Origin of the sequence: Brevundimonas sp., assembly GCF_041648115.1 — a bacterium.
Taxonomy (GTDB): domain Bacteria; phylum Pseudomonadota; class Alphaproteobacteria; order Caulobacterales; family Caulobacteraceae; genus Brevundimonas.
In genome coordinates this window covers 48,530-74,969 of sequence record NZ_JBAZPR010000007.1, presented here as the reverse complement: position 1 = coordinate 74,969, position 26,440 = coordinate 48,530, and the positions used below count along the sequence as shown (strand labels likewise).

At 66.7% G+C, this 26,440-nt stretch carries 25 protein-coding genes; 9 read left to right on the top strand and 16 right to left on the bottom strand.

Annotated features, from left to right (window positions below; all coding sequences use genetic code 11):
• Positions 1-60: 60 nt before the first annotated feature.
• From recN to WC597_RS07895, 4 genes are all read right to left on the bottom strand, one after another.
• A complete protein-coding gene (gene recN, locus WC597_RS07910) occupies positions 61-1,758 on the bottom strand; it encodes a DNA repair protein RecN (protein WP_372692812.1) in 1,698 nt (565 codons plus the stop codon).
• Between the two features lie 62 nt (positions 1,759-1,820).
• Positions 1,821-2,111: a BrnA antitoxin family protein gene (locus tag WC597_RS07905; RefSeq protein WP_372692811.1), complete on the bottom strand. Its 291-nt coding sequence runs from the start codon at positions 2,109-2,111 to the stop codon at positions 1,821-1,823.
• Positions 2,074-2,355: a BrnT family toxin gene (locus tag WC597_RS07900; RefSeq protein ID WP_372692913.1), complete on the bottom strand. Its 282-nt coding sequence runs from the start codon at positions 2,353-2,355 to the stop codon at positions 2,074-2,076. Before WC597_RS07900 ends, WC597_RS07905 begins: the two co-directional genes overlap by 38 nt.
• Before the next feature lie 41 nt (positions 2,356-2,396).
• Complete coding sequence (locus WC597_RS07895; protein WP_372692810.1) at positions 2,397-3,251, bottom strand: outer membrane protein assembly factor BamD; 855 nt, start codon at positions 3,249-3,251, stop codon at positions 2,397-2,399.
• Positions 3,252-3,443: 192 nt separating this feature from the next.
• Between WC597_RS07895 and WC597_RS07890 the strand changes: the two genes are divergently transcribed.
• Positions 3,444-4,379 carry a ribose-phosphate pyrophosphokinase gene (locus tag WC597_RS07890; RefSeq protein ID WP_135193234.1) on the top strand — a complete coding sequence of 312 codons (936 nt, stop codon included), beginning with the start codon at positions 3,444-3,446 and terminating at the stop codon, positions 4,377-4,379.
• A gap of 83 nt (positions 4,380-4,462) precedes the next feature.
• Positions 4,463-5,596 (top strand): hypothetical protein, encoded by a 1,134-nt coding sequence (locus WC597_RS07885; RefSeq protein ID WP_372692809.1) that lies wholly within the window; start codon positions 4,463-4,465, stop codon positions 5,594-5,596.
• A 69-nt stretch (positions 5,597-5,665) separates the two neighbouring features.
• On the opposite strand, the gene WC597_RS07880 is transcribed toward WC597_RS07885, so the two are convergent.
• Positions 5,666-5,875 carry a hypothetical protein gene (locus WC597_RS07880; protein WP_372692808.1) on the bottom strand — a complete coding sequence of 70 codons (210 nt, stop codon included), beginning with the start codon at positions 5,873-5,875 and terminating at the stop codon, positions 5,666-5,668.
• A gap of 20 nt (positions 5,876-5,895) precedes the next feature.
• Positions 5,896-7,176, bottom strand: coding sequence for an isocitrate lyase (gene aceA / locus WC597_RS07875; RefSeq protein WP_372692807.1), 1,281 nt, complete (start codon positions 7,174-7,176; stop codon positions 5,896-5,898).
• A 156-nt stretch (positions 7,177-7,332) separates the two neighbouring features.
• Here aceA and WC597_RS07870 point away from each other — a divergent pair, with 156 nt between their 5' ends.
• On the top strand, positions 7,333-8,778 hold the full coding sequence (locus tag WC597_RS07870; RefSeq protein ID WP_372692806.1) for a short-chain fatty acyl-CoA regulator family protein: 1,446 nt from the start codon (positions 7,333-7,335) through the stop codon (positions 8,776-8,778).
• Positions 8,779-8,781: 3 nt separating this feature from the next.
• Here the strand turns inward: WC597_RS07870 and WC597_RS07865 are convergent, their stop codons facing one another.
• The 5 genes from WC597_RS07865 to petA all read right to left on the bottom strand — a co-directional run bounded on the left by WC597_RS07865 (position 8,782) and on the right by petA (position 15,068).
• A complete protein-coding gene (locus WC597_RS07865) occupies positions 8,782-10,425 on the bottom strand; it encodes a M28 family peptidase (RefSeq protein ID WP_372692805.1) in 1,644 nt (547 codons plus the stop codon).
• Positions 10,426-10,495: 70 nt separating this feature from the next.
• Positions 10,496-12,163 (bottom strand): M28 family metallopeptidase, encoded by a 1,668-nt coding sequence (locus WC597_RS07860; protein ID WP_372692804.1) that lies wholly within the window; start codon positions 12,161-12,163, stop codon positions 10,496-10,498.
• A 148-nt stretch (positions 12,164-12,311) separates the two neighbouring features.
• Positions 12,312-13,184, bottom strand: a complete 873-nt coding sequence (locus WC597_RS07855; RefSeq protein WP_372692802.1) for a cytochrome c1 — start codon at positions 13,182-13,184, stop codon at positions 12,312-12,314.
• Between the two features lie 5 nt (positions 13,185-13,189).
• On the bottom strand, positions 13,190-14,494 hold the full coding sequence (locus tag WC597_RS07850) for a cytochrome bc complex cytochrome b subunit (RefSeq protein ID WP_372692800.1): 1,305 nt from the start codon (positions 14,492-14,494) through the stop codon (positions 13,190-13,192).
• Between the two features lie 16 nt (positions 14,495-14,510).
• Positions 14,511-15,068 carry a ubiquinol-cytochrome c reductase iron-sulfur subunit gene (gene petA, locus WC597_RS07845; protein WP_372692799.1) on the bottom strand — a complete coding sequence of 186 codons (558 nt, stop codon included), beginning with the start codon at positions 15,066-15,068 and terminating at the stop codon, positions 14,511-14,513.
• A 194-nt stretch (positions 15,069-15,262) separates the two neighbouring features.
• Between petA and WC597_RS07840 the strand changes: the two genes are divergently transcribed.
• Entirely contained in the window at positions 15,263-15,718 is a 456-nt protein-coding gene (locus tag WC597_RS07840; RefSeq protein ID WP_372692797.1) for a tRNA (cytidine(34)-2'-O)-methyltransferase, read from the top strand.
• 85 nt (positions 15,719-15,803) lie between these two features.
• Complete coding sequence (gene hemF, locus WC597_RS07835; RefSeq protein ID WP_372692795.1) at positions 15,804-16,685, top strand: oxygen-dependent coproporphyrinogen oxidase; 882 nt, start codon at positions 15,804-15,806, stop codon at positions 16,683-16,685.
• Here the strand turns inward: hemF and WC597_RS07830 are convergent.
• Positions 16,682-17,557, bottom strand: a complete 876-nt coding sequence (locus WC597_RS07830) for a LysR family transcriptional regulator (protein WP_372692793.1) — start codon at positions 17,555-17,557, stop codon at positions 16,682-16,684. The genes hemF and WC597_RS07830 overlap by 4 nt on opposite strands.
• A 77-nt stretch (positions 17,558-17,634) precedes the next feature.
• Between WC597_RS07830 and WC597_RS07825 the strand changes: the two genes are divergently transcribed.
• Positions 17,635-18,693, top strand: a complete 1,059-nt coding sequence (locus WC597_RS07825) for a YeiH family protein (RefSeq protein WP_372692792.1) — start codon at positions 17,635-17,637, stop codon at positions 18,691-18,693.
• A gap of 187 nt (positions 18,694-18,880) precedes the next feature.
• Here the strand turns inward: WC597_RS07825 and WC597_RS07820 are convergent, their stop codons facing one another.
• Positions 18,881-19,612, bottom strand: coding sequence for a type 1 glutamine amidotransferase (locus tag WC597_RS07820; RefSeq protein ID WP_372692791.1), 732 nt, complete (start codon positions 19,610-19,612; stop codon positions 18,881-18,883).
• 22 nt (positions 19,613-19,634) lie between these two features.
• Positions 19,635-20,450: a 23S rRNA (adenine(2030)-N(6))-methyltransferase RlmJ gene (gene rlmJ, locus WC597_RS07815; protein WP_372692789.1), complete on the bottom strand. Its 816-nt coding sequence runs from the start codon at positions 20,448-20,450 to the stop codon at positions 19,635-19,637.
• A 116-nt stretch (positions 20,451-20,566) separates the two neighbouring features.
• Here rlmJ and WC597_RS07810 point away from each other — a divergent pair, with 116 nt between their 5' ends.
• The 3 genes from WC597_RS07810 to WC597_RS07800 all read left to right on the top strand — a co-directional run bounded on the left by WC597_RS07810 (position 20,567) and on the right by WC597_RS07800 (position 24,088).
• Complete coding sequence (locus WC597_RS07810) at positions 20,567-21,589, top strand: DNA topoisomerase IB (protein ID WP_372692788.1); 1,023 nt, start codon at positions 20,567-20,569, stop codon at positions 21,587-21,589.
• A gap of 105 nt (positions 21,590-21,694) precedes the next feature.
• Positions 21,695-23,734 carry a TonB-dependent receptor gene (locus tag WC597_RS07805; RefSeq protein ID WP_372692787.1) on the top strand — a complete coding sequence of 680 codons (2,040 nt, stop codon included), beginning with the start codon at positions 21,695-21,697 and terminating at the stop codon, positions 23,732-23,734.
• Between the two features lie 57 nt (positions 23,735-23,791).
• Positions 23,792-24,088 (top strand): hypothetical protein, encoded by a 297-nt coding sequence (locus WC597_RS07800; protein ID WP_372692785.1) that lies wholly within the window; start codon positions 23,792-23,794, stop codon positions 24,086-24,088.
• Positions 24,089-24,141: 53 nt separating this feature from the next.
• Here the strand turns inward: WC597_RS07800 and tdh are convergent, their stop codons facing one another.
• Positions 24,142-25,182: an L-threonine 3-dehydrogenase gene (gene tdh / locus WC597_RS07795; RefSeq protein ID WP_372692912.1), complete on the bottom strand. Its 1,041-nt coding sequence runs from the start codon at positions 25,180-25,182 to the stop codon at positions 24,142-24,144.
• A gap of 61 nt (positions 25,183-25,243) precedes the next feature.
• Positions 25,244-26,434, bottom strand: a complete 1,191-nt coding sequence (locus WC597_RS07790; protein WP_372692784.1) for a glycine C-acetyltransferase — start codon at positions 26,432-26,434, stop codon at positions 25,244-25,246.
• Positions 26,435-26,440: the final 6 nt, after the last annotated feature.

Below are 26,440 nucleotides of genomic sequence, written 5' to 3'. Positions count from 1 at the left end.
CCGAAAATGCGCGAACTTGCCTACTTTAACGTTACCCAGCGGTAGGTAAGTTTCCGGATCTCAGCCGATCAGCGCCCGCGCCGCCGCGCGCGCCTCGTCGGTGATCTCGGCGCCGGACAGCATCCGGGCGATCTCTTCCTGGCGGCGCTGGTCGTCCAGGGTGACGACCGTGGTGGTCGTCAGTCCGTCGCGGTCGGCCTTCATCACCTTCCAGTGGGCGTGACCGCGCGACGCCACCTGCGGGCTGTGCGTGACCACCAGAACCTGGGCGCCGTTCGACAGGCGTTTCAGACGCGATCCGACGGCCTCGGCTACGGCCCCGCCCACGCCCTGGTCCACTTCGTCGAAGATCATGACCGGCTGGCGCGTGTCCTCGCGGCTGGCCAGGGCCGCCTTCATCGCCAGGGCGAAACGGGCCAGTTCGCCGCCCGAGGCGATGGCGTCCAGCGGGCCGAAGTCGGTTCCGGCGTTGGTGGCGATCTGGAACCGGACGGTCTCGCCCCCGTCCGGCCCGCGCCGGCCCTCGATCGGCTCCAGCGCCACGCGGAACCGCGCCCGCTCCAGCTTCAGAGGCCCCAACTCGCCCATGACGGCGGCGGTCAGACGATCGGCCGCCGCTTCGCGCGCCGAGGTCAGGAACTCGGCCGCCAGATCGTAGGATTCGGCCGCTTCCGCTGCCTCGCGCCTCGCATTGGTCAAGGCCTCTGCCCCGTCCTCGATCAGCCGAAGCTGCTCGCGCAGGCGGATGCGCAGGGTCGGCAGGGCGTCGACGGTGGTGTTCAGCTTTCGCGCCGTGGCCCGCAAGGCGAACAGTCGCTCTTCCGCCTTGTCCAATCGGCCGGGCTCATAGTCGAAGGCGCCGGCGGCGGCGTCTACGGCGGCGACGGCCTCAGCGGCCTCGACCATGGTGCGGTCGATGGCGTCTACGGCGGCGGACAGTTTCAGGATGACGGGGTGATCGCCCTCGGCGCCCGCCTGCCCGGCCCGCTGGCGCGCATGTTCGACGGCGCGCAGGGCCGCGCCCAGTTTCTGGCTCAGCTTGTCGCCGCCCAGCTGGATGCGGGCGTCGGCCAGATCGGCGATCGCCTTTTCCGCCGCCCCCAGCAGCGCCCGCTCACCCGCCAGCTCCGTCTCCTCGTCGGCGCGCGGATCCAGCGCGTCCAGTTCGGACAGGTTCAGGCTGATCTCTTCCAGTCGTGCAGCAGCGTCGGCGGCCTGGACCTTCAGCTCGGCCAGCCTGGCCTCGGCGGCCTTCAGCTTGATCGAGGCCGCTGCGACCGCCAGCAGTTGCGGTTGCAAGCCGCCATAGGCGTCCAGCGAACCCCGATGGGTGCGCCAGTCCAGCAGGCCGACCGTCTCGTGCTGTCCATGCACCTCGACCAGGGCCGCGCCGATCTCGCGCAACGCCGTCACCCCGGCCGGCTGATCGTTGACATAGGCCCGGCTGCGGCCGTCGGCGCCCAGCACGCGGCGCAGGATCAGATCCTCGCCAGGCCTGACCTCGAACCCCTTCTCGGCGACCAGGGCCAGAAGATCGGGATCGTCGGGCGCGGAGAAGATGGCCGTCGCGACCGCCTGTTTGGCGCCATTCCTGACCAGACCCGCATCGCCCCGTCCGCCCAGCGCCAGGCCCAGGGCGTCCAGAATGATCGACTTGCCGGCCCCGGTCTCGCCGGTCAGCACAGTCAAGCCGCTTTCGACCTCAAGATCGAGCACGTCCACCAGGACGACATCGCGAATGGAAAGGGCGGTCAGCATTGGCGCACGCGATTCGACATCGACGCCACTCTAGCGCGCCTGATCAAGGAACAAATCAGGAATTACAGCCCGGACGCCCGACGCAGGGCCGCATTGATGCCGGACTGCCACCCCGGCCCCTGCGCGCGCCAGTGCTCGACAACGTCAGCATCCAACCGCAGGGTCACCTGCTGCTTGGGCGTTTCAGCCTTCGGTCTGCCGGGCGACCGCTTGAACTGATTAATGATGTCGTCGGGCAGTACCTCCCGAGCGGGACGCAGTTTGGCCGCGCGCTCTGCGGTCAGCTCCGGCGCATCGTCGTCGTCGAGAAAGGGTTCAGTCGGTGCTTCGGCCACGCCTTTGTTTTCGGACATATCTCTGCTCCCGATCATTGGCCTTGCGCAGGCTGATCGCCCGCACGTTTCTGTCTCGAAGGGTGAACGCCAAAACGTGCAGTCGCTCGTCCAGTTCGCCATAGGCGATCCATCGCGGTTCACCGTAATCGAATCGATCATCCACCTCGATCAAGGCTTCATCCATTTGCAGGTCGTCGGCCCGCAAAAGCGAGACGCCATGCTTAGCGATATTGGCGGCGTTCTTGCCCGGGTCGAAGACGATAATTTATGTAGCTACACAAACTCAGATCGTCAAGATCGGCCTCAGCCCGGAATGATCCGTTGCAGCCAGCTCTCGCGCTTGCCCTCGGGGGCCTTCTCCGGCGTCTGGCCGTTCTCGGTCAGCAGGGCGTAGGCTTCAGCGTACCAGGGGCTGCCTGGGAAGTTATAGCCCAGAACCGCGCCGTTGCGGGTCGCCTCTTCCTTCAGACCCAGCTGCAGGTTCACCTCGACCAGACGATACAGGGCCTCAGGGGTGTGCGAGGTGCGCTGGAAGTCGGGATTGGCGATGACGGACTTGTAGCGGTTGACGGCCGCCAGCGGCTGGTTGGCGCGCTGATAGTAGCGGCCGATGTTCATTTCCTTGCCGGCCAGCTGGTCGTTGACCATATCGATCTTGACGGCGGCGTCCGAGGCGTAGGGCGTGCCGGGATAGCGGCGCGACACATCCTTCAAGCCGGCCAGGGCGGCGGTGGCGTAACCCTGGTCGCGGCCCACGTCCGTGATCTGCTCAAAGTTGCAAACCGCCTTCATGTAGAAGGCGTAGGACGCCGACGGATTGCCGGGAAACAGCTGGATGAACCGGTCGGCCGCCGCGATAGCGTCGGTGTAGGCGTTGTTCTGATAATAGGCGTAGACCTGCATCAGGATCGCGCGACGCGCCCAGTCCGAATAGGGGTGCTGACGTTCGACTTCCTGGAAATAGTCGATGGCGTCGGACCAGCGGCGCTGCTGCAGACGCTCATAGCCGGTGTTGTACAAGGCCTCGACCGGACGTTCTTCGTAGGCGAGGCGCGGGCGCTCTTTGCCTGCGCAGCCTGAAATCGTCACTGCGGCGATCGCCGCGGCCATCAGCACCATGCCGGAACGGAACTTAGAAGCGGACAAGGACGACCCCATGACGTGTGAAGGAAAGGCCCTGAGCCGTTCCCCCCGGAAACCAACGCGGCGACCTCTAGCACCCGCGACCGAGCCGCGCCATGCCGAGGAAATCTCAGCATACGACTTGCCCTGCCCGGCTCCACTGGTAAAGAGCGCGCCAACCGACCGCCGTTCATGGGGGGCGGATGACGGCGAAAGGATGACCGGCCGATGAAGCTGCTCTCAGGCAACTCCAACCGCGCACTGTCCCAGGCGATCGCCGACCACCTGGATGCGCCCCTCACCAAGGCTCAGGTCAAGCGTTTCGCCGACAACGAAGTCTTCGCCATCATCGAGGAAAACGTGCGCGGCGAGGATGTCTTCATCCTGCAGTCGACCTCCTATCCGGCAAACGACAATCTGATGGAGCTGCTGATCATCACCGACGCCCTGGTGCGGGCCTCGGCGCGGCGGATCACGGCCGTCATCCCCTATTTCGGCTATGCGCGTCAGGATCGTAAGACCGGCGGCCGCACGCCGATCTCGGCCAAGCTGGTCGCCAATCTGATCACGCGCGCCGGCGCCGACCGCGTCCTGACGATGGATCTCCATGCGGGCCAGATTCAGGGCTTCTTCGACATTCCGACCGACAATCTGGTGGCCACGCCCGTGCTGGCGCAGGACATCAAGGAGCGATACGCCCGCGGCGACGACCTGATGATCGTCTCGCCCGACGTCGGCGGCGTGGTGCGCGCCCGTTCGCTGGCCAGTCGCCTGGACGCCGACCTGGCCATCGTCGACAAGCGCCGGCCAAAGGCGGGCGAGAGCGAAGTCATGAACATCATCGGCGACGTTCAGGGCCGCCGCTGCATCCTGTTCGACGACATCGTCGATTCGGGCGGCACCCTGGTCAACGCCGCCAAGGCCCTGATCGACCAGGGCGCGACCGAGGTCTCGGCCTATATCAGCCACGGCGTCCTCTCCGGCCCGGCCGTCCAGCGGATCACTGACGGCCCGCTGAAGGAGCTGGTGATCACCAACTCCATCGAGCAACCCCACGAAGTTTTGAACTGCCCGAAAATCCGAACGGTTTCCGTGGCTCCGCTCGTCGGTGAAGCTATCCGACGGATCGCGAACGAGGAATCGGTTTCAAAGCTGTTCGATTAACCTTCGGATAACCATAAGGCCCGCCTTATAAGCGCCAACAGTGTTGGCGCTTTGTGCGCGCGTGATCGCCTGAGGAAGTCTTCATGAAATCGGCCCTACTGAGCCGCGGCCTCTCCGCCGCCGCCCTCGCCGTCGCCGTCCTGCTCGCCAGCTGCGAGAGCGGACCGTCGAAGGCTGAGCTGGAAGCGCAACGTCTCGCGGCCGAGCTAGCGGCGCGCCAGCCCCCGCCCATTTCGCTGAACAAGGACGTGGCGGACGCCGCCTCGATCTACGTCGCCTTCCTGCGCGAGGCCCGCACGATCCAGCCGGGCGGCTTCCCCGACGCCGAATCGATCCAGGCCGCCCTGCGCAAGGGTGCATCCTATGATCCCAACCAGCTGTCGCGCGGCCTGATCGCCTATGGCTCGATCATCGCCCTGCAGTCGCCCGAGTTCGTCGCCGGCGTGCGCCAGTTCGCCATTGATCCGGTCCAGCGCCAGCAGATGGTGGCCCAGATCGTCGCCGACCCGGCCTATGCCGCCACCCTGCCCGGCGCCGACGCCGCCGCCGGCCTGATTTCCAGCACCATCGGCAAGGACGCCGTGGCCATGCGCGGCATCGCCGAGGCCATCGAGCAGGACGCCTATACCATCCAGGGCCGCAGCGACCCGCGTCGCAGCTGGGCCATCGTGCCGATCCCGCATCGCGAAGTTCGCCTGGAAAGCGCCAAGACCCTGTCGGACGTGGACATGCTGCCCTCCGCCGATGAAGCCAATCTGCTGTTCGCCGCCGCCAACAGCGGCACGGGCCTGGCCATCGAACCGTCGCGCAAGGCGCCGCCCTACACCCCCGCCGTGGTCCGCTCGTTGGCCATCGCCGCCCTTGCGGCCCTTGGATCAGGCGGCGATGAGGCGCGGGCCAATACGGAGGCACTGACGCACGAGCCGAACAGCGAGTTCTGCCTTAACATGTCCAAGCTGATGCTGTTCCAGTGCCTGGCCGCCTCGCGCCCCAGCTACGAGGACGTCTTCTGCCTGGGCCGCCACGTGACCCGCGACCTGGCCACCTGCACGACCGAAGCAACCCAGATCACCACCATCATCGTCGGTGATCCCCAGGAAACCGGCGCCGCTCCGGCGCGCACGCCCATCTCGGTCTCGGTTCCCCAGACGCCCGTTCCGGCCGCCGCCAGTACGGCGACACAGTCGCTGAACACGACGCCGTCCGGCCCGCGTTAAACCGCATCCGGCACGAAACAAGGCCCGCCCCGAGCGATCGGAGCGGGCCTTTTTCTTTGAGCGGACGACCTATTCGTAGCCGTGCGCCGCCTCGTTTATCACCTGGGACGGCATGGACGAGAAGTCCACGGCGACCGGCGTGGCTGTCTTGGCCTGATAGGTCCGCAGCACGTGCATCATGCGGCGGCGCACCTCTCGTTCGGCCTCCGTGCCGGTGTCGAGCGCCAGGGGCGCCAGGCAGAAGTCGATGATGGCTTCGGTTCGGGTCAGAGGTTCCATTTTGCGGGTTCCTTTTCTGATTAAGCCGCGTGGGTGAACTGGGCGGTCTCGGTCGAGTCCTTCAGCGCCGTCGTGGACGACTGACCGTTGGAGATTACCGTGGCGACCTGGTCGAAATAGCCGGTGCCGACTTCGCGCTGGTGACGCGTGGCAGTGTAGCCGATGGCCTCGTTGGCGAACTCGCGCTGCTGCAGCTCCGAATAAGCCGCCATGCCGCGATCGCGGTAACCGTCCGCCAGCTCGAACATGGAGTTGTTCAGGCTGTGGAAGCCGGCCAGGGTCACGAACTGGAACTTGTAGCCCATGGCCCCCAACTCGCGCTGGAATTTGGCGATGGTGGCGTCGTCCAGCTTGGCCTTCCAGTTGAAGGAGGGCGAGCAGTTGTAGGCCATCAGCTTGCCCGGATGCTCTTTCTGCACGGCCTCAGCGAACTTCTTGGCGTCATCCAGATCGGGGTGCGAGGTTTCCCACCACAAGAGGTCGGCGATATTGGCGTAGGACAGGCCGCGCGCGATGCAGTGGTCCAGGCCCGTGCCCTCTTTCAGGCGGAAAAAGCCCTCGGGCGTGCGGTTGTCGCGGTCGATGAAGGGCTGGTCGCGCTCGTCGATGTCCGAGGTGATCAGCTGGGCGCTCTCGGCGTCGGTGCGGGCCACCGTGATGGTCGGCGTGCCCATGACGTCGGCCGCCAAGCGCGCGGCGACCAGGTTGCGCTCGTGCGCCTGGGTTGGGATCAGCACCTTGCCGCCCAGGTGTCCGCACTTCTTCTCCGAAGCCAGCTGGTCCTCGAAGTGGACACCGGCTGCGCCCGCCTCGATGAAGGCCTTCATGATCTCAAAGCTGTTCAGCGGCCCGCCGAAGCCGGCCTCGGCGTCGGCGACGATGGGAACGAACCAGTCGCGCTTGGCCCCGCCCTCCGCGTGCTCGATCTGATCGGCGCGTTGCAGGGTGCGGTTGATACGGCGGCACAGTTCCGGCGCGGCGTTGGCCGGGTACAGCGACTGGTCGGGATACATGGCCCCGGCCGTATTGGCGTCCGCCGCGACCTGCCAGCCCGACAGATAGATGGCCTTCAGCCCCGCACGGACCATCTGCATGGCCTGGTTGCCGGTGACGGCCCCCAGGGCGTTGATGAAGGGCTCGTCGTGCAGCAACTGCCACAGACGGTTGGCGCCGCGCTCGGCGAGCGTATGGGTGACCGGCACCGAGCCGCGCAGGCGCAGAACGTCCTCAGGCGTGTACGGGCGTTCGATACCGTCGAAACGGCCGGCGGGGGAAGGCACCAGATCGGCGAAGGTGGTCATGGTCGAACTCGGTCTCTGAAGGGCGCGGCCGCAGCCGCCGTCTCAGGGACAAGAACACGTGAAGGTCAAAACTGACACAGCTTGAGCCGCATCAACAAAGTCATCTTGTCATAATATGACTTTGCCAGATCGGTCATGTTGTGACATCATGCAGCCATGAAAGCCGCCGCTGATCGCAAGCTGTTTTTGGGCGCCCGGCTCAAGCGACTACGACGCGACCTGGGCTTGACCCAGACGGCTATGGCCGCTGACCTGGACGTTTCCCCAAGCTATCTCAATCACATAGAACGCAACCAGCGCCCTGTCTCGGCCCAGTTGCTGCTGCGTCTGGCCGACACATACGATGTCGATCTGCGCGCCCTGAACCAGGGCGGCGCTGCGGACGAGGCCCGGCTCACAGAGATTCTGGCCGACCCCCTGTTCAAGGGCCTGGCCGCCCCGCGCCACGAACTGGTGCAACTGCTCGAAGAGGCGCCCGGCGTCGCCGACGCCCTTCTGCGCCTGTATCAGGCCTTCGACGACGGCCGCACCCGCGCCCGTGCCGCCGCCGAGACGGGCGAGAGCCTGATCGAGACCAGCCCCGCAGAATGGGTGCGCGAATACATCCAGTCGCGCGGCAACCACTTTCCCGAACTGGACCAGATGGGCGAGGCCCTGTCCGACGCCCTGACAGCCGAGGCCCCCGTCCACGCCGACGGCTTCGAGCCCGCCGCCCGCCATCGCCTGGCGGCGAAACACGACCTGGGCGTCCGCACCCTGCCGGCCGAGGTCATGGTCGAATGGACCCGCCGCTACGACCTGCATCGCCGCCGCCTGCTGCTGTCCGAGACGCTTGGCCCGTCCTCACGCGCCTTCGCCGTCGCCTATCAACTGGCCCTGGCCGAGCACGGCTCTGCCCTGCACGACATGGCCCAAGCCGCGAACGCGCCCGACGACACGACGCGATCCTTGCTGAAGGTCGCCCTGACCAACACCCTCGCCGCAGCAACCCTGATGCCCTACGCCGCCTTCCAGCGCACGGCCGAGGAGACCGGCTACGACCTGGCCCGGCTCCAGGCCCGGTTCGGCGTCAGCTATGAACAGGCCGCCCACCGCCTGACCACCCTGTCACGCCCGACCGCGCGTGGCGTGCCCTTCTTCCTGATGCGCGTGGATCAGGCCGGCAACATCTCCAAACGTTATGCCGCCGGCGCCTTCCCCTTCTCGCGCTTCGGCGGCGCCTGCCCGCGCTGGCGACTGCATTCCGCCTTCCGCACGCCCAGCCGCATCGTCACCCAGATCATCGAGACGCCCCCCGAGAACGGAAAGCCCGGGGGCCGCTGGTTCACCTTCGCCCGCACCGTCGAGCGTCAGGGTCACGACGGCTATGGCGAGAGCCACGACCTCGCCGTGGGCCTGGGCTGCGAACTCCGCCACGCGTCCCGCCTGGCCTACGCCCACGGCATCGACCTGCAGAACCCCGAGGTCACCCCCATCGGCCCGGCCTGCCGCCTGTGCCACCGCCACCCCTGCGCCGAACGCGCCGCCGCCCCCATCGACCGCCCGCTGGCCGTCGATGACTGGTCGAAGTCCGTCAGCCCTTACCCGTTCGGCGCGGCCTGACGTCTAGCGCCGCTGATCGGCCGTGCGGTCGCGAATGGCGTTGAACTCGGCGGTCGGCTTCCACGCCGGCCAGCTCTCGCTGTCGGCCACCGTCAGACCCAGCCGATACAGCAGGTCCAGGTTCTGCAGCGCCGCCGTGAAGTCATAGTCGGCCCGCCATTCGTCGCTGAGCTCGTGATAGTCTTTCGCCATCGCCGCCTCGTAATAGGGCTTGCCCGCCTCGATCCCGCCCTCGACGAAATCGCGTCCGGTCCACGGCATCAGGGCCGGCGCCCCGCCCGCCGCGAAGTTGAAGTGGTCCGAGCGGTAGTAGAAGCCTTCCTCAGGATAGCCGTCGCCCGTCACCACCCGCCCCTGCACGGCGGCGAACCGACCCAGGATATCCTCCAGCTCGGACTTGCCCACGCCGAACACCGCCACGTCTCGCGTTGCGGGCGTGAAGGGCAGCATGTCGATGTTGATGTCCGCCGCCGTCTTCGCCAGCGGATAGACCGGATCGGCGGCATAGGCCTCGGACCCCAGCAATCCCTGCTCCTCGGCCGTGACGTGCAGGAAGACTACGGTGCGTTTCGGCGCCGGCCCCGCCTTGAACGCCCGCGCCATCTCGATCAGGCCCGCCGTCCCCGACGCATTGTCCCAGGCGCCGTTGAAGATATCGTCGCCCTCGGCGTTCGGGGTCTTCGCCTTGCCGATGTGGTCCCAGTGGGCGGAATAGAAGACGTATTCGTTCGGCCGCTCCGTGCCGGGGATCTTGGCCAGCAGATTGTTGGAATGGATGACCTCGGTCGTCTCGGCGATATCCACGCTCAGCCGTGCATTCAGATCGACGACGCCGCCCAGACCCGCCGTCTTGGCCCGCGCCAGAGCGGCGGACAGCATCTCTCCGCCGATCGCCGCTCCCGTCGCCATATTGATCGAACCGGTGAACCGGGCGTCGCGGGCGCCTTTCACCGTCATCTGCGGCCGGTTCGCCCCGGCGACGGCGCGTCGCCAGCGGCCATCGACGTCCTGAAGGCTGATGACGCCAAGGGCGCCGCGTCTCAACGCCTCCTGCGTCTTGTGCGCGCCTGAACCATAGAAGTTGGGGTCGGCCCCCATGCTGTCCGGTTGCCCGCGCAGCACGACCACCACCTTGCCGGTCAGGTCGGCCGATCCATAGTCGTCCCACTGCGGAGCCGAGATGCCGTAGCCGGCAAAGACCAGCGGCGCGCCCTCGACCTTGACCGCCGGATCGGCCGGGCCCGCACGCAGGGTGATGTCCGTCCCCGAGACCAGCGGATGCGACGCCCCGTCCGCCCCGGTCCACGACGCCGTCGGCGCCCGCTGCGGCGTAAACCGCACCAGTTCGACGGGCTGCAGCCACGATCCGTCTCGGCCGCCCGGCTCCAGCCCAATCGCCTCATACTGCCGTTGCAGATAGGCCAGCGTCAGACCCTCCCCGACTAGGCCGGGGAACCGCCCCTCCAGCTCGTCCGACGCCAGATATTTGATGTGGTCCGACAGCTTCTGAGCGCTGAACTGCGGCGTCGCAGCCGAGGCCACGGCGAAGGCGTCCATCTGCGGAGCAGGCGGCGCGACCGGGGCGGTCGCACAGGCGGCCAGGGCAAGCGCCGCAAGGCCGACGAAGGACGAACGGCGAAGGATCATTCAGGCGCACTCGAAACGTGGAAACGCGAAAGGACGGGGATGTCTCCCCGCCCTCGTTGGTCAATAAGGATCAGCGGCGTTCCGACGCGGTGGTCGCGCGTACAGGCCCGAACTCCGACCCCGGCTTCCATTCCGGCCAGTCGCGACCGTTCGCCAGGGCGCGACCGACGTCATAGAAGACCGTCAGATCCTCGATCATGCCGCGATAGTCCCAATCCGGCGACCATTCGTCCGCCGCCTGGTGATAGCGTTTGGCGCCGTATTCCGCCCGCGCCGCCTCGCGCTCGGCGATGGGCGCGTCGCGGAACTCGCCCCGGCTGCCGGCATAGGCCATCGGCACGCCGCGCTTGGCCAAGGGGAAGTGGTCGGAGCGATAGTAGGTGCCGGCCGCATTCTCGTAATCCGGGACCAGCGACCGCCCCTGCGGCTGGATCGCCGCCGCCAGACGCTCGTCGAAGTCCGACTGACCATAGCCGGTGACGCCCAGGCCCGTGACGCGGCCATAGACGTTCATCGAATCCATGTTGAAGCCGCCGACCGTCTTGGCCAGCGGATAGACCGGATTGACGGCGTAGTATTCCGAGCCCAGCAGGCCGCTTTCCTCGGCGGTGAAGCTGACGATCACGATGGACCGTTCGGTGCGTGGCGCGCCGCCGAACATGCGCGCCAGCTCCAGCAGGCCAGCCGTGCCCGAGGCGTTATCGACCGCACCGTTGAAGATACGGTCGCCCGTGGCGTCCGGCTCGCCCATGCCGATGTGATCCCAGTGGGCGGTGTAGAGGACGGTCTCGTCCGGGTGGGTCATGCCCGGCAGGCGGGCGATGACATTATGGCTGGTGACCTGATTGGTCCCCACGTCGAACTCGGTCGAGAAGCCGGCGCCGGGCAAGGCGATGGGCTGGAAATCGCGGCTGCGCGCCTGGACCTTCAGCGCTTCGAAATCGAGACCGGCGCGGCGGAACAGATCGACCGCCACGTCCCGCTGGATCCAGCCTTCCATCGGCACCCGCTCGGCTGCTGCATTAGGCCTCAAAATGTCGAACTGAGGCACGCCCCAAGAGTTGGCCACCGTCTGCCAGCCATAGGACGCCGGCGCCGTCTCGTGGACGATCAGAACGCCCGCCGCACCATGCTTGGCCGCCTCTTCGTATTTGTAGGTCCAGCGGCCGTAATAGGTCATGGCCTTGCCGCCGAAGGTGTTCAGCGCCGGCTCCTCGAAATCGGCGTCATTGACCAGAACGACCAGGATCTTGCCGCGCAGGTCCTGACCCTTGAAGTCGTTCCACTGGCGCTCGGGCGCATTGATGCCGTAGCCGACGAAGACCAAAGGCGCGTCCTTCAGGCTGACGTGCTCGGCCGGGCGACGGGTCGAGATGGCGACCTCGCGCCCCTGCGTCATCGGCAGGGTCCAGTCGCCCAGTTTCAGGGAGGCCTGGACGTTAGACTGCACGAAGCGGTTCAGGACCACGTCCTGCGTCCACTGACCGTTCGGCCCGCCCGGCTCGAACCCGGCGTCGGCATAGCCTTCCCTCAGATAGCGCACGACCTTGTCTTCCGCCGGGGTGGCGATGCCGCGTCCCTCATAGCTGTCGTCCGACAGCGTCTTGATGTCCTGTGAAATCCGCGCGGCGTCGAACGCCGGGACGGTGTGAACAGCGCCGGCATTGGGCGCCGTGGCGCAGGCCGACAGCGCGGCGCCCGCCAACAGGACGGCGGCGAACGAAGAGACAAGACGCATGAACTGAAGGCCCCACAGCCGGAAACGATAGGCGACCCTAGGCGGCGAAACCTACCATGTCGATTCCGTGTCACGGACCATTCGTCGCAAACGAAAAACCCGCCGAAGCAAGCTTCGACGGGTTGATGTTTCGGTGCTCGGAAGACGCTTAGTGCGCCACGCCTTTCCAGATCCGGCGATAGGCGACGTAGGTGATGCCCGCGAAGATGAACAGGTAGATCAGCACGCCCAGGCCGGCCTGTTTGCGCTCGACCATCTTGGGTTCCGACGTCCATGCGATGAAGGCCGCGACGTCCTTGGCGTATTGATCCACAGTCTGGGGCGAACCGTCGTCATAGGTGACCTGGCCGTTCTGCAACGGCGGCGGCATGGCGATGAAGCCGCCGGGCGGGACGCGCTTGTGGTCGCCGGTCCAGAACGGCGTCAGGTCGCCCGCCATATAGGGGTTGTAGTGCTGACCGTCGCGGATCTGCAGTCCGGCCGGGGCCGCCTTGTAGCCCGACAGCAGCGAATAGATGTAGTCGGCGCCGCCTTCACGAGCCTTGGCCATCACCGACAGGTCGGGGGGCGCGGCGCCGCCGTTGCCCGCCGCCGCCGCCGTGGCGTTCGGATAGGGCGAACGGAACTTGTCGGCCGGCGTGGCGTCACGCTGGATCGCCTCGCCGGTCTCGCTGTCGATGTCGCCGACCTGCACTTCCTTGGCCAGAGCCTTCACGACCGGGTTGTCGTTCGGGTTCGGATATTTCGGATTCCAGAACGGCCCATGACGGTCGCCCAGGTTCCGATAGTGCATCAGGTTCATGCTGTGACAGGCGGCGCAGACCTCGTGATAGACCTTGTAGCCGCGTTGCAGCTGGCCCTGGTCATAGGTTCCGAACGGCCCCTCAAAGCTGAAACCGCCCGAGCGCGGGGTCGCGGCGACGCCCGACGCCAAGGCGGGGGCCGCGCTCATCAGGCCCAGCGCAATGGCGGCCGAGGCGAGGATCGTCTTGATCGACACGGTCTTCATTCCAATCGTCATGACCCTCAGCCCTTCTGCTCGACGGCGTCCGCGCCGGTCAGGACCGGTTCGGAGATCGTCGCCGGGATCGGCAGCGGTTGCTCCTTCAATCCGACCAGCGGCATGATGATCAGGAAGAAGATGAAGTAGTAGGCCGTCAGAACGCGCGTTAGCCACAGGTACGAGTTCAGGTCGCCGTCAACCAGGGTGAAGGTCTTGAACGACCCCAGCACCGGCGCGTCCGGCAGCTGACCGCCGCACCAGCCCAGACCAAAGCCCACCACCAGAAAGATGATGAAGAAGGTCCGCATCGTCGGGCGATAGCGCATCGAGCGCACCTTTGACGTATCCAGCCAGGGCAGGACGAACAGCACGCCGATGGCGCTGAACATCGCCACCACGCCGCCGAACTTGTCCGGGATGGCGCGCAGGATGGCGTAGAAGGGCAGCATGTACCACTCTGGCACGATTTGCGCCGGCGTCACCAGCGGGTTGGCCGGGATGTAGTTGTCGGCGTGGCCCAGGGCGTTCGGCTGATAGAAGACGAAGATCGCGAACAGGATCAGGAACAGGATGATGGCGAACCCGTCCTTGACCGTGAAATACGGGTGGAAGGGCAACATGTCCTTCTTCTCCCGATCTTTGGGGATCAGGATGCCGACCGGATTGTTCTGACCGGCCGCATGCAGCGCCCAAAGGTGCAGCACGACGCAGCCCAGGATGGCGAACGGCAGCAGATAGTGCAGCGAGAAGAAACGGTTCAGCGTCGCATTGTCGATCGCCGGTCCGCCACGCAGCCAGATCAGGATCGGCTCGCCCAGCACCGGGATCGCGCCGATCAGGTTGGTGATGACCTCCGCGCCCCAGAACGACATCTGGCCCCACGGCAAGACGTAGCCCAGGAAGGCGGTGGCGATCATCAGGAAGAAGATCACGCAGCCGATGATCCAGATCATCTCGCGCGGCGCCTTGTAGGAGCCATAGTAGAGCCCCCGCAGCATGTGCAGATACACGGCGATGAAGAACATCGACGCGCCGTTGGCGTGGACATAGCGGATCAGCCAGCCGCCGTTGACGTCGCGCATGATGCGCTCGACCGAGGCGAAGGCCAGGTCGACGCTCGGCGTATAGTGCATGGCCAGAACGATGCCGGTAACGATCTGCGTCATCAGGCACAGGGCCAGGATGCCGCCGAAGGTCCACCAGTAGTTCAGGTTCCGCGGCGTCGGCAGGGACATGTAGTCCGCGCCGAAACGGATGATCGGCAGCCGGGTGTCCAGCCACTTCTCGACGCCCGTTTTCGGGACGTAGGTGCTCTCGTGATCGCTCATGATCCCCCCTTGGTCCTCAGCCGATCTTGACGCGGGTGTCGGACAGGTAATCGTAGTCCGGCACAACCAGGTTCAGGGGCGCAGGCCCCTTGCGAATACGGCCGGACGCGTCGTAGTGCGAGCCGTGACAGGGGCAGAACCAGCCGCCGTAGTCGCCCGCGCCGAACGTCGGAACGCAGCCCAGGTGGGTGCAGGAACCGATGACGACCAGATATTTTTCGTGCCCCGGCTTGGTCCGCTCGGCGTCCGTCTGGGGTTGTTTCAGGTCCGGCGCCTGATCGTCGGCGATGACCTTCTGCAGCTCGGCCGGGGTGCGGTAACGCACGAACACCGGCTTGCCCTGCCATTTGATGACGACCTGCTGGCCTTCCTGAACCTTGGTCAGGTCGAACTCGATCGACGCCAGCGCCAATGTGTCGGCGGCCGGGTTCATCTGATTGATCAGCGGCCAGGCGATCATCGCCCCCGCGCCGACCGCCGCAGCGCCCGCTGCGATGTAGATGAAGTCACGACGATTGGGATCACCGCCCTCGGGGCTGTGAGTGTCTTCCGTATGCACGACCGATTCGGCCACGTTTCCACCTCTCGAACGCCGCAGAAGAAGCCCAGGAGCCTCCCCCAGCCACGGCACGAACCAACAAAAGACGCCGGAAATCCCCGACGGCCCGAGACTTGCGCCCGTTCGGCGCAAGCTGCTGACGTTTCTTGCGAAACGCTCGCAAACAGACCGCGACAAACCCCCTCGCCGCGCGTATGTCAGGCCTTAGAATGCGTCTCGCCCTTTTTCAACCGGACATTCCTCAGAACGTCGGAGCTTGCATCCGATTGTCGGCCTGTTTCGGCGTCGATCTGCATGTCATCGAGCCCACGGGCTTCCGTTTCGACGACCGTGCCATGAAGCGCGCCGCCCTTGATTACGGCCCCCTGTCGCACATGACCCGTCATGCCGATTGGGAGGCTTTCCAGGCCGACCGCCCCGCCGGGCGGCTGGTGCTGTTCACCACGCGCGGCGCCACGCCCCTGCCCGACTTCGTCTTCCAGCCTGAAGACGTGCTGGTGTTCGGCAAGGAGAGCGCCGGAGCCCCCGACTACGTCCACGCCGCCGCCGACGCCCGCGTCGTCGTGCCGCTGCGCCCCCAGGCCCGCTCGCTGAACCTGTCCGTCACCGCCGGCATCGCGCTCTGGGAAGGCCTGCGCCAGACGGGCGGGATCGATCAGTCCTGAACAGCGGGCTCCAGCAGCGTCTCTAAAAGCCTCCATGACAACCTGCCCGGATGACGCCGCGCGCGCGACGTGGTTCAAGCGCGCCATGAGCGACGTCGTCTTTTCCGATCCGCTCGACCTCAAGAAGGTCGAGACCCGCGCCTGGTTCGAACATCTGCGCGACCGCATCCACGCCGCCTTCGAGGCCTTGGAGGACGCCGCCCCCGCCGACCTGTTTCCCGGCGAACCCGGCCGCTTCGTCCGCACGGCCTGGGACCGCGCGGAAGGCGGCGGCGGCGTCATGGGCATGATGCACGGCCGCCTGTTCGAAAAGGTCGGCGTCCACGTCTCGACCGTGCATGGTTCTTTCCCCGCCGACTACGCCAAAAACGTGCCCGGCGCCGACGTCGATCCCCGTTTCTTCGCCACCGGCGTCAGCCTGATCTGCCATCCCGTCAGCCCGCGCATTCCGGCCGTTCATATGAACACCCGTTTCATCGCCACGACCAAGAGCTGGTTTGGCGGCGGCGGCGACCTGACGCCGGTGCTGATGGCGGATCGTCGCCAGGACCACTCCGACACCGTCGCCTTCCACGCCGCCATGCAGGCCGCCTGCGACGCCCACGACCCGACCTGGCACGCCAAATACAAGGCCTGGTGCGACGAGTATTTCTATCTGCCCCACCGCAAGGAGCCGCGCGGCACCGGCGGCGTCTTCTACGACCATCACGACAGCGGCGACTATGACCGCGACTTCGCCTTCACTCGCGACATCGGCCTGGCCTTCCTGGACGTCTATCCCCGCATCGTCGCCGCCCGCATGGCCGAGCCCTGGACGGAAGAAGAGCGCGAGGAACAGCTGATCCGCCGCGGCCGCTACGTCGAGTTCAACCTGCTCTACGACCGCGGCACCATGTTCGGCCTGAAGACGGGCGGGAATGTGGAGTCCATCCTCAGCTCCATGCCGCCCACGGTGAAGTGGCCCTAGCCCATCGCCTCCACGAACACGTCCCCCGCCCGGCTGCGATACCGCTCCCTGTGCCGCAACAGCCGGAACGGCCGTTCCGGCAGGGTGAAGGGCGCCGTCACCAGCCGCCCGGCCGCCACGGACGCATAGGCCACGCTTTCCGACAGGGCCGTGGCCCCCGCTCCGGCCTCGGCCGCCGCCAGCACGGCCTCGTTCGAGGGCAAGGTCATCGACACAGACAGGGTCGCGGGATCGACGCCCATGTCCCGCACCGCCGCCTCCAGCGTCGAACGCGTTCCCGACCCGACCTCGCGCAACACCCACGGCTGGCCTGCCAGATCGCGCGCCTCCAGCCGCCGCCGCGTCGCCCAGGGATGGTCCGGCGTCACCAGCACCGCCAGCCGATCCGACCCCACCTGGACCTGCGACAGGGCCGGCTCGTCCACCGCCCCCTCGACCAGGCCGATCTCGGCCGCGCCGCTCAGCACGGCCTGCGCCGCCTCGCGCGTATTTCCGATCTCGACCGCCAGTTCGACGCCGGGATAGGCCTTATGGAAATCCACCAGCCGGCGCGGCAGCCAGTAGCTGGCGATGGTCTGGCTGGCGAACACCGCCAACCGCCCGCGTCTCAGGGCGCTCATGTCCGCCAGCGCGGCTTCCGCGGCCGCCGCACGCGCCAGCACCGCCCGCGCCTCGGGCAGGAAGGCCCGGCCGGTCTCGTTCAGGACGACGCCCCGCCCGACCCGGTCGAACAGCCGCACGTCATGCTCGGCCTCAAGCGCCGCCAGAGCGTTCGACACCGCCGACTGAGTCAGGTTCAGCGCCCGTGCCGCCGCCGTCACATGGTCGCGTTCGGCCACGGCCACAAAGATGCGCAGGCGTTCCAGGGTCACAATCGATCTCCAAATCGGATTGAAACGACCATAACTATCCGTTGGACCGCCGTCGAGAGCGGGCGCATTGCCCACATATGAAGTCCGCCGCCCTGCCCGCGCCCGCCAATATGCCCAGCCTTGCGTCAGCGACCGCGTTCGGGCGCAGGATCCGGCCCGGCGTCATGCTGTGCCTGCTGGTGACCCTGGCGGCCATCGGCCTGACCAGCATCGAGCGCGACGTCATCGGCCATGTCTGGCTGGAGCCGCTGGTGCTGGCCATCCTGCTGGGCGCGGCCGTCCGCACCGCCTGGACGCCCGATGTGCGATTCAAGGCCGGGATCGACTTCTCTGCCAAGATCCTGCTGGAGGTCGCGGTGGTCCTGCTGGGCGCCTCGGTCAGCGCGGCGACACTGTCATCGCTGGGCGTCAGCTTCGTCCTGAGCATCTTCGCCCTCGTCGCGCTCGCCATCGTCGTCGGTTTCGGCGTCGGCCGCGCTCTGGGGCTGAACTCACGCATGGCCCTGCTGGTCGCCTGTGGCAACGCCATCTGCGGCAACTCCGCCATCGCGGCCGTGGCCCCGGTCATTGATGCGGATGGAGAAGAGGTCGCCGCCTCCATCGCCTTCACCGCCGTGCTGGGCGTGATCGTGGTCCTGGCCCTGCCCCTGCTGGGCGGCCTGATCCATCTGAACGGTCTGCAATACGGCGCCCTTGCCGGCCTGACCGTCTATGCCGTGCCGCAAGTCCTGGCCGCCGCCGCCCCGTTCGGCGCCGTCGCCACCCAGACCGGCACGGTGGTCAAGCTGGTGCGGGTGCTGATGCTGGGGCCGGTCATCCTGGCCCTGTCGCTGATTTTCCGCGATTGTGCGCCGACGACGGCCAAGCCGGGGCTTTCCCGCCTGCTGCCCTGGTTCATAGTCGGCTTCCTGGTCATGATCGGCCTGCGCTCGTTTGATCTGATCCCGCAGGCCGCCCTCGCGCCGATGGCCGCCGCCTCCAGCTTGCTGACCGTTGTCGCCATGGCCGCCCTGGGCCTCCAGACCGACATCCGCGCCGTCGCCCGCGCCGGCGGCCGCGTCATCGCCGCCGTCATCCTGTCGCTGGGCGCCCTGGTGGTTCTGGCGATGGTGCTGATCCGGCTGCTGGGCCTCTAGATCCGTTTCCTTTCGTCATGCTCCGACGAGCGTAGCGAGATCGGGGGACCCAGCGGCGCGCGTGAGCGCGAACCTGTCACCGAGTCAGTCTTTCAACATTCTGCGGGGCCCCATCGCCTGACGGCGCCGCTCGGTCCCCCGGCTCCGTTTCGCGGCCCGGAGGATGACGAAAGAAGAAAGCGACACGTCAAATCCCGCTGCCGTAGTCCTCGACCGGCGGCGGGGTCAGCAGCAGGAAGGCGCGGATCCAGGCCGTCAGCACGGCCCGGTCGTTGGGCCGTTTCAGACTGTCTATCGCCTCGTCCGCTAACGGATGCGGAATGCGAGTCCCGCGCCGTCCCTCGATCAGGGCCGCCGCATAGTCCGGCTGAAACTCCGGGTGGCACTGGAACGAGATCGCGTCCTGCCCCCAGGCCAGCCCCGCATAGGGCGTGAACCCGCTGGAGGCGATCACCCGCGCGTCCTCCGAGATCGCCGTCACCTGATCCTGGTGCGAAACGGGGATCGAAATCGTCCGCGCGCGCGGATGCATCCACGGCTCGTCGGCCTGCACCTCATAGCGATGCAGCCCCACGCCCCAGCCCTTGTCCGACTTCTCCACAGCCCCGCCGAACGCATGGGCCAACGCCTGATGCCCGAAGCAGATGCCGACCAGACGCGTGCGTCCGCGCGCCGCCCTCAGCCAGTCCACCAACAGCGGGATCCACGGCAGGTCGTCATAGACCCCCGCTGCGGACCCGGTGACGATGGCCCCCTGAAACGCCGATGGATCTTCCGGCAAATGCCCCGACTGCACGTCGAACCGCGTCGTCGGCACGCCCTCACCCAGCAGCGCCCGGAACCGCGCCGGATAGTCGTCGAAGTCGTTTTTCAGATGCTCGGGCGGGTGGCCGGTTTCCAGAATAGCGATGCGCGTCATGCGACCAACCTAGTGGCTGCGGTCAGAAGGTCCAGACCTCGGCCCGCCCGCCGGCCTCGCCCAACGCCCCGGCGACCCAGCCGCAGATCTCGATCGCGGCGGCCGCCGCTCCCTCCGGCGGATTGACCACCACCAGGGCGCAGCCGTTCATCTTCATGGGATTGGTCAACGGCCTCAGCCGCGCCTCGGCGACCAGGGTCGGCCCGGCCTTGCCCTGAAGACGCCGAATGAAGCCGTCGAACGTCTCCAGATCCTTCAGCGGGGTCCAGATCGCGACTGTCGCCGTGAGGTCGCGCTTCACCACGGCGATCGCGGTCTCGGCCGAACGGACATAGTCGTCGGGCTTCTCGAACGGCGGATCGATCAGCACCAGCGGCCCGCGCACCTTCGCCGCCTCCGCGACCACCGCCCCATAGCCGTCACCCTCGCGCGCCTGAGCATTCGTTCGTCCCGCCAGCGCCTCGGCCAGCATGGCCCGAACGGGCGGGTTCAGCTCGAACCCGACATAACGACCGCCGGGCGTCAGGGCGTCCGCGATCAGCAACGGCGACCCCGGATAGTAGCGCGCGCCGCCATCGGGATTGATCGCCGCCACCTCGGCCGCCAGCGCGTCCATCAACGGTGTACGCCCCTCGGCCGTCATCAGACGCGCGACCCCGGCCTCGGCCTCCCTGGACCGCGTCCCGTCTCCCGACAGGTCATACAGCCCTGCCCCCGCATGGGTGTCGAACACCGTCAGCGGCCCCGCCGCCTGCCGCGTCTTCACCAGCCACAGCACCAGGGCGTGCTTGAGCAGGTCGGCGAAGTTTCCGGCGTGAAAGCTGTGGCGATAGTTCATGCCGCCTCGTCTCGCGCCCCGTTCCCGCGGTCAAGCGGAACTCGCCGCCCCGGCCCCGCGTTCGTCGCTTGTCTTCAGCAAGCGGCTGAAAGACCAGTGAAAAGGAAACGCGGCGGATGGCCGACGGATCGCACGCCTTCGACATCGCCGTCGAGGTTCCGCAAGGGCTCAGTTACTGCAGCGACGAGTTCGCGGGACTGACTCGCCGCCGCGCCGGCAAGGGCTGGTCCTATCGCGACGCCAAGGGCAAGGCGATCAGCGACGCCAAGGTCGTGGCCCGCATCCGCGCCCTCGCCATCCCGCCCGCCTGGACCGACGTCTGGATCTGCCCCAAGGCCAACGGCCATATCCAGGCCACCGGCCGCGACGTTAAGGGCCGCAAACAGTATCGCTATCACAACGACTGGAGCACGGCCCGGTCCGAGAACAAGTTCGACAAGCTGCCCGCCTTCTCTCGCGCCCTGCCGAAACTGCGCGACAAGGTCGAACATGATCTGAGCCTACGCGGCGTCTGTCGCGACAAGGTGCTGGCCACCGCCGTACGCCTGCTGGAGATCACCCTGATCCGCGTCGGCAACTCCATCTACGCCAAACAGAACCGCAGCTACGGCCTGACCACCCTGCACAAGCGCCATCTGGAGGTGGACGGTTCGGCCCTGACATTCGAGTTTCGCGGCAAGAGCGGCAAGGACCACAGCGTCAGCGTCAAGGACCGCCGCCTCGCCCGCGTCGTGCGCGAGTTGGAGGGCCTGCCGGGCCAACAGCTTTTCAAGTATCGCTCGGCCGACGGGACGCTATGCCCCGTCGATTCGGACGAGGTGAACGCCTACATCCGCGAGGCGATGGGCGAACAATTCTCGGCCAAGGACTTCCGCACCTGGGCCGGAACCGTCTCGGCGGCGCGGGCGCTGCGCGATGCGGAGGCCGCGACCTCCCCCACCGACGCCAAGCGAAAGATCACCGTCTGCGTCAAGGCCGTCGCGGGCCTGCTGGGCAATACCCCCACCGTCTGCCGCGCCTCCTATGTCCACCCCAAGGTCTTTGCCCTGTTCGAAAGCGGCGCCATCGCCGATGTCCTGCCGGGTTCGGAGACTAAGGGTTTCGAAAAGGCGTTGATCAAACAGTTGCTTGCCGTCTGATCTCAGCGGTTCTCAACGCTGGCGTTAGAAATCCCCATTTGATCGGTAGGATTTAAAGCCCTCCTCTTCCTTTTGGGCGCATCACGTCGCCAGAGGGGGAGCACGATGACATCCACAACCGCCAGACGCCTGCTGTCCGCCACGGCCATCCTCGCCTGCCTGGGCGCGCCCGCCGTTGCCTTCGCCGCGCCCGATGACGCCATCGAGCCTCAGATCCAGACGCCCAGCGTGGCCAGCGTCGGCGACATCGTCGTCACCGCCAGACGCCGCGACGAGCGGGCCCAGGACGTGCCCATCGCCCTGACCGTCGTAAACGAGGAACTGCTGGACCGCACCGGCGCCTATAATGTCGGCCAAATCACCCAGCTTTCGCCCAGCGTCCAGCTGCTCAGCCCCAACGCCCGCAACACCGCCATCACCATCCGGGGCCTGGGCGCCAGCTACGGCCTGGCCAACGACGGGCTGGAACAGGGCGTCGGCATCTATATCGATCAGGTCTATTACAGCCGTCCGGCGACGGCGACGCTGGACTTCGTGGACATCGAACGGATCGAGATCCTGCGCGGGCCACAGGGCACGCTGTTCGGCAAGAACACGACCGCCGGCGCCCTGAACATCATCACCCGCGCGCCCAGCTTCACGCCCGAGGCGCAGGGCGAGGTCAGCATCGGCGACTACGGTTTCCTGCAGGCCAAGACGTCGGTGTCGGGGCCTCTGATCGCCGACAAGCTGGCCGCCCGCCTGTCCTTCGTCTCGACCCGCCGCGACGGCCTGGTGGACAATGTCACCGTCGGCCGCAAGCAGAACGCCCAGGATTCCATCAGCCTGCGCGGCCAACTGCTGTTCCAGCCGACGGACAAGCTGACCATCCGCCTGTTCGGCGACTATTCGGACCAGACGCCCGACTGCTGCACCCAGCTTTATGTCCGCGTCGGCGACACGGCCAAGCCGGTCAATCTGCGGTTCCCGGCCCTTGCCGCCGGTCTGGGCTATACGCCCGGCAGCACCAATCCTTACGACCGGCTCGCCGATGTCGATGGCGCGATCGCCGCCGACCAGATCCAGCGCGGCTTCTCGGCCATCGTCGATTATGATTTCGGCTGGGCCACCCTGACCTCGGTCTCGGCCTGGCGGGCCTGGGACTGGCGTCCCGCCAACGACCGCGACTACACGGCGCTGGACATCACGCGGCAGTCCGCCAACCCGTCGGACCAGGACCAGTGGAGCCAGGAGTTCCGCCTGTCCTCCAACGGCGCCAACCGCATTGACTGGACCGTCGGCGCCTACGCCTTTCACCAGGCGGTCGAAACCCACGGTGTCACGGAATATGGCCGCAACGCCTCCTACTGGCTGACGACCGTGCGCGATCCGGTCACCAACGCCCTCGTCCCAGGAACGAACCCCGGCCTGCTCGAAGGCTACACGGTGTTCAACGACTCCCGGATCGAGACCGACTCGCTGGCGGTTTTTGGTCAGTTGACCTGGAACATCACCGACCGGCTGCATCTGACACCCGGCCTGCGCTACACCCATGAGGAAAAGGACGGTGCCTATGTCTCAACCGTCACCGGCGGCGGCCCCGGTAGCGCCGCCGATCTGACCCGCCGCCTCGGCGTCGCCCGGCCCCAGGCCTATGCCGCCGACATCTCCGACGGCGATCTGTCGGGACAGGTGGCGCTGTCCTATGACGTCTCCGACACGGTCCTGGCCTATGGCTCGTTCGCGAGGGGCTACAAATCCGGCGGCATCAATATGGCCGGCATCCCGAACCTGCCGAACGGCTCGCCGTCCCTGACCAACGCCGTGGTCGAGCCGGAGGTGGTCACCACCTATGAGCTGGGCCTAAAGACCCAGCTGCTCGACAAGCGCCTGACCGCCAACCTGGCCGCCTACCGCACCGACGTCGAAGACTATCAGGCCAATGTCGTCGACACCGGCCCCGGCGCCCTGCGCGGCTACCTGGCCAATGCGGACAAGGCGGAGATTCAGGGCATCGAACTCGACGCCTTCGCCCGGCCGACGCCGTGGCTGGACGCCTATGCCAACATCGCCTGGACGGACGCCAAATACGCCAGCTTCACCAACGGCCCCTGCCCGCTGGAGTCGATCGGCACATCCACCCTGGCCTGCGACCTGTCGGGCTAGGATCTGCCGGGCGTTTCGCCCTGGGCCGGATCGATCGGCGGCGAACTGCATCGTGACGTGCAAGGCCTGGGTCAAGCCGGAGAGGCCTATTTCGGCGCCGACGCCAGTTATCGCTCGACCTACAACGCCGATGCAGCGGTGTCGCGTCATACCGAGATCGAGGGCTACAGCATCGTCAACCTGCGCGCCGGCTTCCGATCCGAAAACGGCTGGGAAGCCTTCGTCTTCGTCAAGAACGCCTTCGACGAAGACTATCTCCAGCTGCTGACGGTCCAGGCCGGCAACTCGGGCCTGGTGCTGGGCACGCCCGGCGATCCGCGCACCGTGGGGATCACCCTGCGGGCCAGATACTGACCACGAAAAAGGGGCGGCCGACCGGCCGCCCCTTTTATCTTTGTTCGCCTGACTCAGGCCGCCTTGTCCCAGTCCAGCACCACCTTGCCCGACTGACCCGACTTCATGGCCTCGAAGCCTTCGCGGTAGTCGGCATAGCCCAAACGGTGGGTGATCAGCGGGCTCAGATCCAGACCGGCCTTCAACAGGCCCAGCATCTTGCGCCAGGTGGTGAACATTTCGCGGCCATAGACGCCCTTGATCGTCAGGGCCTTCAGGATGATCGCGCCCCAGTCGGTCTCCATGGGTTTGCTGGGAATGCCCAGCATCGCCATGCCGCCGCCCATGATCAGGGTGTCGACGCACTGTTTGAAGGCGATGGGCGAGCCCGACATTTCCAGCGCCACGTCGAAGCCGACCTTGAGGCCCAGCTCCTTCATGACGTCGTGGATGTCCTCCTTGGTCGTGTTCACGGTGCGGACGCCCGGGGCCACCTTCTGCGCCAGCTCCAGCCGGAAGTCGTTGATGTCGGTCAGGACCACGGTGCGCGCCCCCGCGTGACGCGCCACGGCGGCCGCCATCATGCCGATAGGGCCGGCGCCGGTGACCAGAACGTCTTCGCCCAGCAGGTCGAACTGCTGCGCCGTGTGAACCGCATTGCCGAACGGATCCAGGATCGAGCCGATCTCGTAGGGCACGTCGTCAGGCAGTTCGATCACGTTGAAGGCCGGGGCCACGACGAACTCTGCGAAGGCGCCCTGGCGGTTCACGCCGATGCCGCGCGTCTTGGGGTCCAGGTGGAAATGACCCGCGCGGGCCGCCTCGGAGTTCAGATCGATGACGTGGCCCTCGGCCGAGACGCGCTGACCGATCTTCAGCGGGCGATCCACGTCCTTGCCGATGGCGACGATCTCGCCGGCGAACTCGTGGCCGGTGATCATCGGGGTCGGGACGTTCTTCTGGGACCACTCGTCCCAGTTCCAGATATGGATGTCGGTGCCGCAGACGGCGGTGCGGTGCACCCGGATCAGCACATCCTCCGGTCCCGCCTCGGGGACCGGCGCGTCGATCAGTTCAAGGCCGATGCCGGGCGCGGTCTTGGCCAGGGCCTTCATCGTGTCGGTCATGCCGTCTCTCCTACAACCTGATCCCTCTCCCGGCGGGAGAGGGAGAAAACTAGATCACGCCCAGTTCACGGCCCGCCAGCGTAAACGCCTCGACCGTCCGGTCGATCTGCTCGAAGCTGTGCGCCGCCGACATCTGGGTCCGGATGCGGGCTTGGCCGCGCGGCACCACGGGGAAGCTAAACCCGATCACATAGACGCCAAGCTCCAGCGCCCTCGCCGCGAAATCCTGCGCCAGCTTGGCGTCTCCCAACATCACCGGAATGATCGGATGTTCGCCGTCCAGTAGCGTGAAGCCCGCGTCCGACATCGCGCCGCGATAGCGATGGGCGTTGGCCGACAAGCGGGTGCGCAAAGCATCGCCCTCGCCCCCCTGGGCGATGCGGATGGCCTCAAGGCTGGATCCGCACACGGCCGGCGCCAGGGCGTTGGAGAACAGATACGGCCGCGCCCGCTGTTTCAGCAGTTCAACCACCGACTTCTTCGCGCAGATGAAGCCGCCCATGGCTCCGCCCAGCGCCTTGCCGAAGGTGCCGGTGACGAAGTCCACCTCGACCCCGTGATGCGCGAACGACCCCTTGCCCTGCGACCCCAGGAAGCCCGTCGCATGACAGTCATCGACCATGATCAGGGCGTCGTATTTGTCGGCCAGCACCCGGATCTCGTCCAGCTTGGCGATATAGCCGTCCATCGAGAAGGCGCCGTCGGTGGCGATGATGATGTCGCGGGCGCCGGCGGCGCGGGCCTCCTTCAGCCGCGTCTCCAGCTCGTCCATGTCGGAGTTGGCGAAGCGATAGCGTTTGGCCTTGCACAGCCGCACGCCGTCGATGATCGAGGCGTGGTTCAGACTGTCCGACACGATGGCGTCGTTCTCGCCCAGCAAAGGTTCGAACAGGCCCCCGTTGGCGTCGAAGGCGGCGGCGAACAGGATGGCGTCCTCGAAACCGAGATAGCCAGCGATGGCGGCCTCAAGCGCCTTGTGGATTTCCAGCGTGCCGCAGATGAAACGGACCGAGGCGGTGCCCGCACCCCACTTCTGCTGCGCCGCGATCCCGGCCTGGGCGACGCGCTCGTCTCCGGCCAGGCCCAGATAGTTGTTGGCGCAGAAGTTCAGCACGTCGCGGCCGGCGACCTTGATCACCGGCCCTTGCCGCGAAGCGATGATGCGTTCTGGCTTGGTCAGGCCCTGGGCGTCGATGTCGGTCAGCTCGGCGGAGACGCGGTCATAGAATGTCTGAGTCATGGTCGC

What these genes read in the sequence shown, in the direction of transcription:
- recN (WP_372692812.1), bottom strand. Translation starts at nt 1,758, where the DNA reads ATGCTGACCGCCCTTTCCATTCGCGATGTCGTCCTGGTGGACGTGCTC.
- WC597_RS07905 (WP_372692811.1), bottom strand. Translation starts at nt 2,111, where the DNA reads ATGTCCGAAAACAAAGGCGTGGCCGAAGCACCGACTGAACCCTTTCTC.
- WC597_RS07895 (WP_372692810.1), bottom strand. Translation starts at nt 3,251, where the DNA reads ATGGGGTCGTCCTTGTCCGCTTCTAAGTTCCGTTCCGGCATGGTGCTG.
- WC597_RS07890 (WP_135193234.1), top strand. Translation starts at nt 3,444, where the DNA reads ATGAAGCTGCTCTCAGGCAACTCCAACCGCGCACTGTCCCAGGCGATC.
- WC597_RS07885 (WP_372692809.1), top strand. Translation starts at nt 4,463, where the DNA reads ATGAAATCGGCCCTACTGAGCCGCGGCCTCTCCGCCGCCGCCCTCGCC.
- WC597_RS07880 (WP_372692808.1), bottom strand. Translation starts at nt 5,875, where the DNA reads ATGGAACCTCTGACCCGAACCGAAGCCATCATCGACTTCTGCCTGGCG.
- aceA (WP_372692807.1), bottom strand. Translation starts at nt 7,176, where the DNA reads ATGACCACCTTCGCCGATCTGGTGCCTTCCCCCGCCGGCCGTTTCGAC.
- WC597_RS07870 (WP_372692806.1), top strand. Translation starts at nt 7,333, where the DNA reads ATGAAAGCCGCCGCTGATCGCAAGCTGTTTTTGGGCGCCCGGCTCAAG.
- WC597_RS07865 (WP_372692805.1), bottom strand. Translation starts at nt 10,425, where the DNA reads ATGATCCTTCGCCGTTCGTCCTTCGTCGGCCTTGCGGCGCTTGCCCTG.
- WC597_RS07860 (WP_372692804.1), bottom strand. Translation starts at nt 12,163, where the DNA reads ATGCGTCTTGTCTCTTCGTTCGCCGCCGTCCTGTTGGCGGGCGCCGCG.
- WC597_RS07855 (WP_372692802.1), bottom strand. Translation starts at nt 13,184, where the DNA reads ATGACGATTGGAATGAAGACCGTGTCGATCAAGACGATCCTCGCCTCG.
- WC597_RS07850 (WP_372692800.1), bottom strand. Translation starts at nt 14,494, where the DNA reads ATGAGCGATCACGAGAGCACCTACGTCCCGAAAACGGGCGTCGAGAAG.
- WC597_RS07840 (WP_372692797.1), top strand. Translation starts at nt 15,263, where the DNA reads ATGCGTCTCGCCCTTTTTCAACCGGACATTCCTCAGAACGTCGGAGCT.
- hemF (WP_372692795.1), top strand. Translation starts at nt 15,804, where the DNA reads ATGAGCGACGTCGTCTTTTCCGATCCGCTCGACCTCAAGAAGGTCGAG.
- WC597_RS07825 (WP_372692792.1), top strand. Translation starts at nt 17,635, where the DNA reads ATGAAGTCCGCCGCCCTGCCCGCGCCCGCCAATATGCCCAGCCTTGCG.
- WC597_RS07820 (WP_372692791.1), bottom strand. Translation starts at nt 19,612, where the DNA reads ATGACGCGCATCGCTATTCTGGAAACCGGCCACCCGCCCGAGCATCTG.
- rlmJ (WP_372692789.1), bottom strand. Translation starts at nt 20,450, where the DNA reads ATGAACTATCGCCACAGCTTTCACGCCGGAAACTTCGCCGACCTGCTC.
- WC597_RS07810 (WP_372692788.1), top strand. Translation starts at nt 20,567, where the DNA reads ATGGCCGACGGATCGCACGCCTTCGACATCGCCGTCGAGGTTCCGCAA.
- WC597_RS07805 (WP_372692787.1), top strand. Translation starts at nt 21,695, where the DNA reads ATGACATCCACAACCGCCAGACGCCTGCTGTCCGCCACGGCCATCCTC.
- tdh (WP_372692912.1), bottom strand. Translation starts at nt 25,182, where the DNA reads ATGAAGGCCCTGGCCAAGACCGCGCCCGGCATCGGCCTTGAACTGATC.
- WC597_RS07790 (WP_372692784.1), bottom strand. Translation starts at nt 26,434, where the DNA reads ATGACTCAGACATTCTATGACCGCGTCTCCGCCGAGCTGACCGACATC.